Source organism: Pseudomonas sp. CK-NBRI-02, assembly GCF_008124495.1.
Taxonomy (GTDB): Bacteria; Pseudomonadota; Gammaproteobacteria; order Pseudomonadales; family Pseudomonadaceae; genus Aquipseudomonas; species Aquipseudomonas guariconensis.
In genome coordinates this window covers 84,739-94,109 of record NZ_VSJH01000012.1, presented here as the reverse complement: position 1 = coordinate 94,109, position 9,371 = coordinate 84,739, and the positions used below count along the sequence as shown (strand labels likewise).

9 protein-coding genes are annotated in these 9,371 nt (G+C 62.5%); all 9 read left to right on the top strand.

Annotated features, from left to right (window positions below; all coding sequences use genetic code 11):
- On the top strand, nt 1-1,242 hold a 1,242-nt coding region (locus DQ397_RS10990; protein WP_043215945.1), incomplete at its 5' end, for an aldehyde dehydrogenase family protein.
- Nucleotides 1,243-1,426: 184 nt separating this feature from the next.
- Nucleotides 1,427-2,875 carry an ethanolamine permease gene (eat, locus tag DQ397_RS10985; protein ID WP_043210173.1) on the top strand — a complete coding sequence of 483 codons (1,449 nt, stop codon included), beginning with the start codon at nt 1,427-1,429 and terminating at the stop codon, nt 2,873-2,875.
- 48 nt (nt 2,876-2,923) lie between these two features.
- Complete coding sequence (locus tag DQ397_RS10980; RefSeq protein WP_043210176.1) at nt 2,924-4,318, top strand: ethanolamine ammonia-lyase subunit EutB; 1,395 nt, start codon at nt 2,924-2,926, stop codon at nt 4,316-4,318.
- Between the two features lie 8 nt (nt 4,319-4,326).
- On the top strand, nt 4,327-5,145 hold the full coding sequence (gene eutC, locus DQ397_RS10975; RefSeq protein WP_043210319.1) for an ethanolamine ammonia-lyase subunit EutC: 819 nt from the start codon (nt 4,327-4,329) through the stop codon (nt 5,143-5,145).
- A gap of 107 nt (nt 5,146-5,252) precedes the next feature.
- Entirely contained in the window at nt 5,253-5,711 is a 459-nt protein-coding gene (locus DQ397_RS10970) for a GNAT family N-acetyltransferase (protein ID WP_043210178.1), read from the top strand.
- Nucleotides 5,712-5,958: 247 nt separating this feature from the next.
- Complete coding sequence (locus DQ397_RS10965) at nt 5,959-6,606, top strand: DedA family protein (RefSeq protein WP_043210180.1); 648 nt, start codon at nt 5,959-5,961, stop codon at nt 6,604-6,606.
- A gap of 6 nt (nt 6,607-6,612) precedes the next feature.
- On the top strand, nt 6,613-7,428 hold the full coding sequence (locus tag DQ397_RS10960) for a zinc-dependent peptidase (RefSeq protein ID WP_043210182.1): 816 nt from the start codon (nt 6,613-6,615) through the stop codon (nt 7,426-7,428).
- Nucleotides 7,429-7,520: 92 nt separating this feature from the next.
- Nucleotides 7,521-8,048, top strand: a complete 528-nt coding sequence (gene ppa, locus DQ397_RS10955) for an inorganic diphosphatase (protein ID WP_043210184.1) — start codon at nt 7,521-7,523, stop codon at nt 8,046-8,048.
- Nucleotides 8,049-8,234: 186 nt separating this feature from the next.
- On the top strand, nt 8,235-8,912 hold the full coding sequence (locus DQ397_RS10950; protein ID WP_043210187.1) for an XRE family transcriptional regulator: 678 nt from the start codon (nt 8,235-8,237) through the stop codon (nt 8,910-8,912).
- Nucleotides 8,913-9,371 lie beyond the last annotated feature (459 nt).

Genomic DNA, 9,371 nt, shown 5'->3' with positions numbered 1-9,371 from the left:
AACCTGGAGATCCTGGCCATCACCGAAACCTGGGACAACGGCAAGCCGATCCGCGAAACCCTCAACGCCGACATCCCGCTGGCGGTCGATCACTTCCGCTACTTCGCCGGCTGCATCCGCGCCCAGGAAGGCGGCGCCGCCGAAATCAACGAAAACACCGTGGCCTATCACATCCACGAGCCGCTGGGCGTGGTCGGGCAGATCATCCCGTGGAACTTCCCGCTGCTGATGGCCGCCTGGAAGCTCGCGCCGGCGCTGGCCGCCGGTAACTGCGTGGTGCTCAAGCCCGCCGAGCAGACCCCGCTGGGCATTGCCGTGCTGATGGAACTGATCGGCGACCTGCTGCCCAAGGGCGTGCTCAACGTGGTGCAAGGCTTCGGCCGCGAGGCCGGTGAAGCCCTGGCCACCAGCAAGCGCATCGCCAAGATCGCCTTCACCGGCTCCACCCCGGTCGGCTCGCACATCATGAAATGCGCCGCCGAGAACATCATCCCGTCCACCGTGGAGCTGGGCGGCAAGTCGCCGAACGTCTATTTCGAGGACATCATGCAGGCCGAGCCTGCCTTCATCGACAAGGCCGCCGAAGGCATGGTGCTGGCGTTCTTCAACCAGGGCGAGGTGTGCACCTGCCCATCGCGCGCCCTGGTGCAGGAGTCGATCTACCCGCAGTTCATGGAAGTGGTGATGAAAAAGGTCCTGCAGATCAAGCGCGGCGACCCGCTGGACACCGACACCATGGTCGGCGCCCAGGCCTCCCAGCAGCAGTTCGAGAAGATCCTCTCGTACCTGGACATCGCCCAGAAGGAAGGCGCCGAGCTGCTGACCGGCGGCAAGGTGGAGAAACTCGAAGGCAGCCTGGCCACCGGCTATTACATCCAGCCGACCCTGCTCAAGGGCAACAACCAGATGCGCGTGTTCCAGGAAGAGATCTTCGGCCCGGTGGTCAGCGTCACCACCTTCAAGGACGAAGCCGAAGCCCTGGCGATCGCCAACGACACCGAGTTCGGCCTCGGCGCCGGCGTATGGACCCGCGACATCAACCGCGCCTACCGCATGGGCCGCGGCATCAAGGCCGGTCGCGTATGGACCAACTGCTACCACCTGTACCCGGCTCACGCTGCGTTCGGGGGCTACAAGAAGTCCGGTGTCGGCCGTGAAACCCACAAGATGATGCTCGACCACTACCAGCAGACCAAGAACCTGCTGGTGAGCTACGACATCAATCCGCTGGGCTTCTTCTAAATCGCGTTGCCTTTTTCGCGGGTGAACCTGCTTCTGCAGTGCTTGTGCTGTGGGGCTGGGTTTACCCGTACGGCCCAACAACCAGGGCGATGGCGTGCACCACCGCTCTGGCTCGCTTCTTGCCAGACCAATCACCAAGGGCCGGAACGCTTCTGGCCACCAAGAAAAACAACAGGTGAACACTATGCCAAGCGATCACTCCGGCAGCGCGCCGGCGAGCTCTTCGGTCGACTTCGAGAAAGTCGACGCGGATTATTTCCAGCACCGACAACTTAAAAAAGGCGCCGCCGGCTGGGTCCTGCTGGTCGGCCTGGGCGTGGCGTATGTCATCTCCGGTGACTATGCCGGCTGGAACTTCGGCCTGGCCCAAGGCGGCTGGGGTGGCATGTTCCTCGCCACCTTGTTGATGGCCACCATGTACCTGTGCATGTGCTTTTCCCTGGCCGAGCTGTCCTCGATGATCCCCACCGCCGGTGGCGGCTACGGTTTCGCGCGCAGTGCCTTCGGGCCTTGGGGCGGGTTCCTGACGGGCACGGCGATCCTGATCGAATACGCGATCGCGCCCGCGGCCATCGCTACCTTCATCGGCGCCTATTGCCAGTCACTGTTCGGCATCGGCGGCTGGATGGTCTACCTGGCCTTCTACATCATCTTCATCGGTATCCATATCTTCGGTGTCGGTGAAGCGCTCAAGCTGATGTTCATCATCACCGCCGTCGCCGCGATCGCCCTGGCGGTCTTCCTGGTGGCCATGGTGCCCCATTTCGAGGCATCCAACCTGTTCGACATCGCCCAGACCGACGCGGCCGGTGCCAGCAGCTTCCTGCCCTTTGGCTACGTCGGCATCTGGGCGGCGATCCCCTACGCCATCTGGTTCTTCCTCGCGGTCGAAGGCGTTCCCCTGGCAGCCGAAGAAACCAAGAACCCTCGCCGTGACCTGCCACGCGGCCTGATCGGCGCCATGCTGGTGCTGGTCGCCTTCGCCCTGCTGATCTTGGTGATCGGCCCCGGCGGCGCCGGTTCCGAAGCCTTGAAGGCTTCCGGCAACCCACTGGTCGAGGCATTGGCCAAGGCCTATGGTGGTTCCACCTGGATGGGCAGCTTCGTCAACCTGGTCGGCCTGGCCGGCCTGATCGCCAGCTTCTTCTCGATCATCTACGCCTATTCGCGGCAGATCTTCGCCTTGTCGCGCGCCGGTTACCTGCCGCGCAAGCTCTCGGAAACCAACAAGAGCAAGGCGCCGGTACTGGCGCTGGTGATCCCCGGCATCATCGGCTTTGGTCTTTCGTTGACCGGCCAGGGCGACCTGCTGATCCTGGTAGCCGTGTTCGGCGCCACGCTCTCCTACGTGCTGATGATGGCCGCGCACATCACCTTGCGCATCCGCCGCCCTAAGATGGAGCGTCCTTACCGCACCCCAGGCGGAGTCTTCACCTCGGGCTTGGCCCTGGTGCTGGCCTGCGTGGCCGTGGTCGCCGGTTTCCTGGTGGACCCACGCGTGGTGATTGGCGCTGCCGTGATCTATGGGGTATTAATTGCCTACTTTGCTTTCTACAGCCGTCACCACCTCGTGGCGGGGACGCCGGAAGAAGAATTCGCTGCGATCCAGAAGGCCGAAGAGGCCCTGCACTGATCGCCGACTTACGCCGCGGGCCGACCCGCGGCGCTCTGGAGATTCTGTATGGCAAGTTTCGTACACACGGTAGGCAACCAGATCTACCGCTTCGACAGTCTCAAGGACGTCTTAGCCAAGGCCAGCCCGGCCCGCTCGGGCGACTACCTGGCAGGCGTCGCGGCCAGCAACGATGGCGAGCGTGTCGCCGCGCAGATGGCCTTGGCCGACATCCCGCTGACGCACTTTCTCAACGAGGCGTTGATCCCTTACGAGGCGGACGAAGTCACCCGGCTGATCATCGACACCCATGACAAGCAAGCCTTCGCCCCGGTCAGCCACCTGACCGTCGGCGGGTTTCGCGACTGGCTGCTTAGCGAGGCTGCCGACGAACAGAGCCTGCGGGCCCTCGCCCCCGGCCTGACTCCGGAAATGGCCGCGGCGGTGTCGAAGATCATGCGTGTCCAGGACTTGGTGCTGGTCGCGCAGAAGATCCGCGTGGTAACGAAGTTTCGCGGCACCATGGGCCTGCGCGGACGTCTTTCGACCCGCCTGCAACCCAACCACCCTACCGACGAACCGGCCGGTATCGCGGCGAGCATTCTCGACGGCCTGCTGTATGGCAACGGCGATGCCATGATCGGCATCAACCCGGCCACCGACAGCATCGCCTCGATCTGCACCCTGTTGGAAATGCTCGATGCCATCATTCAGCGCTATCAGATTCCGACCCAATCCTGCGTACTGACCCACGTCACCACGTCGATCGAAGCGATCAACCGTGGCGTGCCGCTGGACCTGGTGTTTCAATCCATCGCCGGCACCGAGGCTGCCAACGCCGGTTTCGGCATCAACCTCAACGTACTCAAGGAAGGCTACGAGGCAGGCCTGTCGCTCAAGCGCGGTACCGTCGGGCAGAACCTGATGTACTTCGAGACAGGCCAAGGCAGCGCGCTATCGGCCAACGCCCACCATGGCGTGGACCAGCAAACCTGCGAAACCCGCGCCTACGCCGTGGCGCGTCACTTCAACCCGTTCCTGGTCAACACCGTGGTCGGTTTCATCGGCCCGGAGTACCTGTACAACGGCAAGCAGATCATCCGCGCCGGCCTGGAAGATCATTTCTGCGGCAAGCTCTTGGGCGTGCCCATGGGCTGCGACATCTGCTACACCAACCATGCCGAAGCCGACCAGGACGACATGGATACGCTGCTGACCTTGCTGGGCGTGGCCGGGATCAACTTCATCATGGGCATCCCCGGCTCCGACGACATCATGCTCAATTACCAGACCACCTCCTTCCATGACGCGCTCTATGCGCGCCAGACCTTGGGCCTAAAACCTGGGCCTGAGTTCGAGGCCTGGCTGAAACGCACCGGGATCTTCACCCAGGCCGATGGCCGGGTACGCTTCGGTGACCAACTGCCGCCAGCCTTCCGCCAGGCACTGGCACAGCTTGCATAGGGATGACCATGGACCGACAGACACCCACTCCCGAAAATCCCTGGCTGGCTCTGCGCAACCTGACCCCGGCACGCATCGCCCTCGGCCGCACCGGCACCAGCCTACCGACCGGCGCGCAGCTGGACTTCCAGTTCGCCCACGCCCAGGCCCGCGACGCCGTGCACCTGCCCTTCGACCACGCTGGCCTGCGCGAGCAACTCAATGCCCGTGGGCGCGAAACCCTGCTGGTGCACAGCGCGGCCAGCGACCGCCACCAGTACCTGCAGCGGCCCGACTTGGGCCGGCGCCTGGACGAGGATTCCGTCCAGCGCCTGCGTGAACACGCCCAGACCAACCCGGGCGGCGTCGATCTTGCGATCGTGGTCGCCGATGGTCTGTCGGCCCTGGCCGTGCATCGCCATACCCTGCCCTTCCTGGCCCGCTTCGAAGAGCAGGCCGCAGCCGACGGCTGGCGCTGTGCACCCGTCGTGCTGGTGGAACAGGGTCGTGTGGCAGTGGCCGATGAAGTCGGTGAACTGCTCGGCGCGCGCATGACGGTCATGCTGATTGGCGAACGCCCGGGCCTGAGCTCGCCCGACAGTCTGGGTCTGTACTTCACCTATGCGCCCAAGGTCGGCCTTACCGATGCCTACCGCAACTGCATCTCCAACGTCCGCCTGGAGGGCCTGAGCTACGGCATGGCGGCCCACCGTCTGCTGTACTTGATGCGCGAGGCCTGCCGGCGCCAGCTCTCCGGGGTGAACCTCAAGGACGAAGCCGAGGTGCACAGCATCGAGAGCGAGGCGGCTTCAGGCAAAAACGGAAACTTCCTGCTGGGAGAGCGGTAAAAAACATGTAATGGAAGGCGGATTGCGCTTCTAACCTGCTTTGGGCAGCATGCGATTGAAGCTGCTGGCAATCCGCCGTATCCCCAAATGGACACTGAGGGCCGCACATGCGCATCATCAAGGCAACCCTGGAACACCTCGACCTGCTGACCCCATTGTTCGTGAAGTACCGCGAGTTCTATGGGCAGTTGCCCTACCCGGACAGCTCACGCAGTTTTCTGGAAAAACGCCTCAAGCGGGGCGAATCGGTGATCTACCTGGCCCTACCGGATGACGAAGAGGGTCGCCTGCTTGGCTTCTGCCAGCTGTACCCGAGCTTTTCCTCCCTGTCGCTCAAGCGCGTGTGGATCCTCAACGACATCTACGTGGCCGAAGATTCCCGGCGCATGCTGGTGGCCGATCATCTGATGCGTGAAGCCAAGAAGATGGCCAAGGACACCAACGCTGTGCGCATGCGGGTCTCTACCAGCAGCGACAATGACGTGGCACGCAAGACCTACGAATCGATCGGTTTTCGCAAGGACACCGAGTTCGAAAACTACATTTTGCCGATCACTCAGGACTGAGCACCGCCTTATCCTGTGGGAGCGGGTTTATTCGCTCCCACAGGGGGATGAATCGCTTGGATTCCCTGAGCAACGCCCCTCGAAACCCGCCGCTACAAACTCCCCGGGCACATTCCTGCCATCGCCGTATAATGCCCTTCCTGTCATGTGTGAAAATTTACCCATCCGCAGGTAAAAAAGCCTACGCCCTTGGCACAGTCCGTCATCGTGCGCCCGTAGCTGCGGGTCAAGAACACAGGTGTTGTACATGGAATTCAACCCGCTGGACCTTATCCTGCATCTCGATGCTTACCTCGATCTGCTGGTCACCAACTACGGCCCCTGGATCTACGCGATTCTCTTCGCGGTTATCTTCTGCGAAACCGGCCTGGTGGTGATGCCCTTCCTGCCGGGCGACTCCTTGCTGTTCATCGCTGGCGCCGTCGCTGCAGGCGGTGGCATGGATCCGGTACTGCTGGCCGGCCTGCTGATGGCGGCGGCGATCCTGGGCGACAGCACCAACTACGTCATCGGCCGAACCACGGGCGAGCGACTGTTCCGCAATCCCAACTCGAAAATCTTCCGCCGCGACTACCTGCAGCGTACCCATGACTTCTACGAGCGCCATGGCGGCAAGACCGTGACCATGGCGCGCTTCCTGCCGATCCTGCGGACTTTCGCGCCATTCGTCGCTGGCATCGCACACATGCTCTACCCGCGTTTTTTGGCCTTCAGCATCACAGGTTCGCTGCTGTGGGTCGGCGGCCTGGTGACCCTGGGCTACTTCTTCGGCAACGTCCCGTTCATCAAGCAGCACCTGTCGCTGATGGTCGTCGGCATCATTATCCTGTCGCTGGTGCCGATGATCCTGGGTCTGCTGCGTGGCCGCCTGGGCCGCACGGCGAAGGCCCACTGACCGGTCATGTGGTCGCTGCGCGCCTGGCGTCGCCGACGTACCCTGGCTCGATACCCCGTCGATCCGCAGCTGTGGCAGGTGATTCGCGAGCGCCTGCCCATGCTCGACGGCATCAGTGACGAAGAAGACCGCACCCTGCGTGAAGCCTGTGTGCTGTTTCTGCACGACAAGCATCTGACCGCCTTGCCCGGGGTGCAGTTGGACGACGAACAGCGTCTGTTCCTCGCCGCCCAGGCCCAACTGCCGCTGCTGCATCTAGGCGAGCTGAACTGGTACCAGGGCTTCCACGAAATCATCCTCTACCCCGACGACTTCGTGAGCCCCCAGCGCCACCGCGACGCCAGCGGTGTCGAACACACTTGGGACGCCGAGCACAGTGGTGAAGCCTGGCAACAGGGCCCCGTGATCCTGGCCTGGCCCGGGGTGCTGGCCAGTGGCGGCTGGGAAGGCTACAACCTGGTGATCCACGAACTGGCCCACAAGCTCGACATGCTCAATGGCGATGCCAATGGCCTGCCGCCGCTGCACAAGGGCATGCGCGTGGAAGACTGGGCCAGCGCCATGCAGCAGGCCTATGACGACATGAACCGGCAATTGGACGCCAATCCCGACGCCGAGACCGCCATCGACCCGTACGCCGCCGAAAACCCGGCGGAATTCTTCGCCGTCACCAGCGAGTACTTCTTCAGTGCGCCCGACCTGCTGCACCAGGTTTATCCACAGGTGTACCAGCAACTGGCGCTGTTCTATCGCCAGGACCCGCTCGCACGCCTGGACCGGTTGCAGGCCGAGCACCCTCTGTACCGCGAAACCCAGGCCTGACGGGGCCGCACATCCGGCGGGGCGTGGCATGCCCGGTAGGAATGTGCCTATAATCGCCGCCACTTTTTGGTCAAACACGGGGGCACTGCCCAATGAGCTACAGCAAGATTCCGGCGGGCAAAGACCTGCCGAACGACATCTACGTCGCCATCGAGATCCCGGCTAACCACGCGCCGATCAAGTACGAGATCGACAAGGACAGCGACACCCTGTTCGTCGACCGTTTCATGGCCACCCCGATGTTCTACCCAGCCAACTACGGCTACATCCCGAATACCCTGGCCGACGACGGTGATCCGCTGGACGTGCTGGTCGTGACCCCGTACCCGGTCGCTCCAGGTTCGGTCATCCGCGCCCGTCCGGTCGGCGTCCTGCACATGGACGACGAGAGCGGTGGCGATGCCAAGGTCCTGGCCGTTCCGCACGACAAGCTGAGCCAGCTGTACGTCGACGTGAAGGAATACACCGACCTGCCAGCCCTGCTGCTGGAACAGATCAAGCACTTCTTCGAGAACTACAAAGATCTGGAGAAAGGCAAGTGGGTCAAGGTCAAGGGCTGGGAAGGCGCTGATGCCGCCCGTGCCGAGATCACCAAGTCGGTTGCCGCCTACAAGGGCTAAGACCGGATTGAAGAAAAACCCTGCTTCGGCAGGGTTTTTTTTGCCTGGTTGAAATGCACGGCACCTTCACGCGAAACGGCCTACTTCGCCCTACGCAAAGCACCGACAATTGCATTTATTTCCTACAAAACTCATCAACTCCCGGTTCATTCCCGCCCCCGCACCGACTCGCTAGACTCGGCCTCCATGAATACTTCCGGTGACCGTCTCAGAGTCCTCCTCCAGGAGTGCCACCTGACCCCTTCCGACTTTGCCATCCTCCGCGGTGTCACACCCCAGCACGTCAACAACTGGTTCAGGCGCGGCGTGCCCTTGGCCCGGCTGGACGATATCGCCGAACTGTTCTGCGTACATCGGCGCTGGCTGCGCACGGGCGAAGGGCCCAAGCACGTCAATCCACTCGCGAACCCATACCCCTCGCACCTCAACATGGCGCAACCAGCCAATCAAGAAGGGACCTACATCCGACTCCCGATCCATCTGCTGCGCAATGGAACGCTCCAGCCCGACGAAGGCAAATACCTGTCGTTTTCCGAACAAATGCTGCAGATGCTGGGCGTTGCCCCAGAAGATGCCGCCTGCATCCCGATGCCCATGACCGGCATCGCTTCGATCATCCCCACCGACGCCACCCTGGTCATCGACCGGAGCCTGACATGGGTCGTGGACGGCGAGACCTACGTGTTGATGCACAATGGCCGCTTGAGGGTTCATCGCCTGAGCCGCGATCGACTGGACAACCTGTACCTGCACGGTCATGAGCCCACAGAGCGTTACACCCCCCGCCAGCGCCAGGCCCAGGGCATGCAGATCCTCGGTTGGGTATTCCACTGGTCATGTTTCAGCCTGCGCCGCCCTTGCTGAAACACCCCGGCGCCACTTTTTGCTGGGCAACCCGCGCCAGCCCTAGTATGCTACGCCGCACATTCAGCCCCGGCCGGCGCAAGCCGCGATCCAGAGGGCCTGGCGACGCCTCACACAGCCGTCCGCCATCTCTTTTCAGGCCTTCATGGCCATCCCGTTAAGGCGGTTGCGGCTTACCAAAAATTAGCCAAGACCGTCCCCGAGAAGCCGGCCACAAGCCGGCTTTTTAATTGTCCACAAATGCTCCTATCCCCTGCGTGACCATGGGCGCTGCGGCAATGATCAAGCTCGTGCAGCCAACGGCAACGAGCACCCAGGCCGAAAAAACATGCGACATCCCTGTGCCCCTTCTGATCATCCGATATCCAGTAGGGGCGGGATTAAACCAACAGGTAATCGGGCCGTAGGTAGGTGTTCAGTGGTTTGGGAAGGGTCCTAAAAGCTTCTCTCCGAACAGAG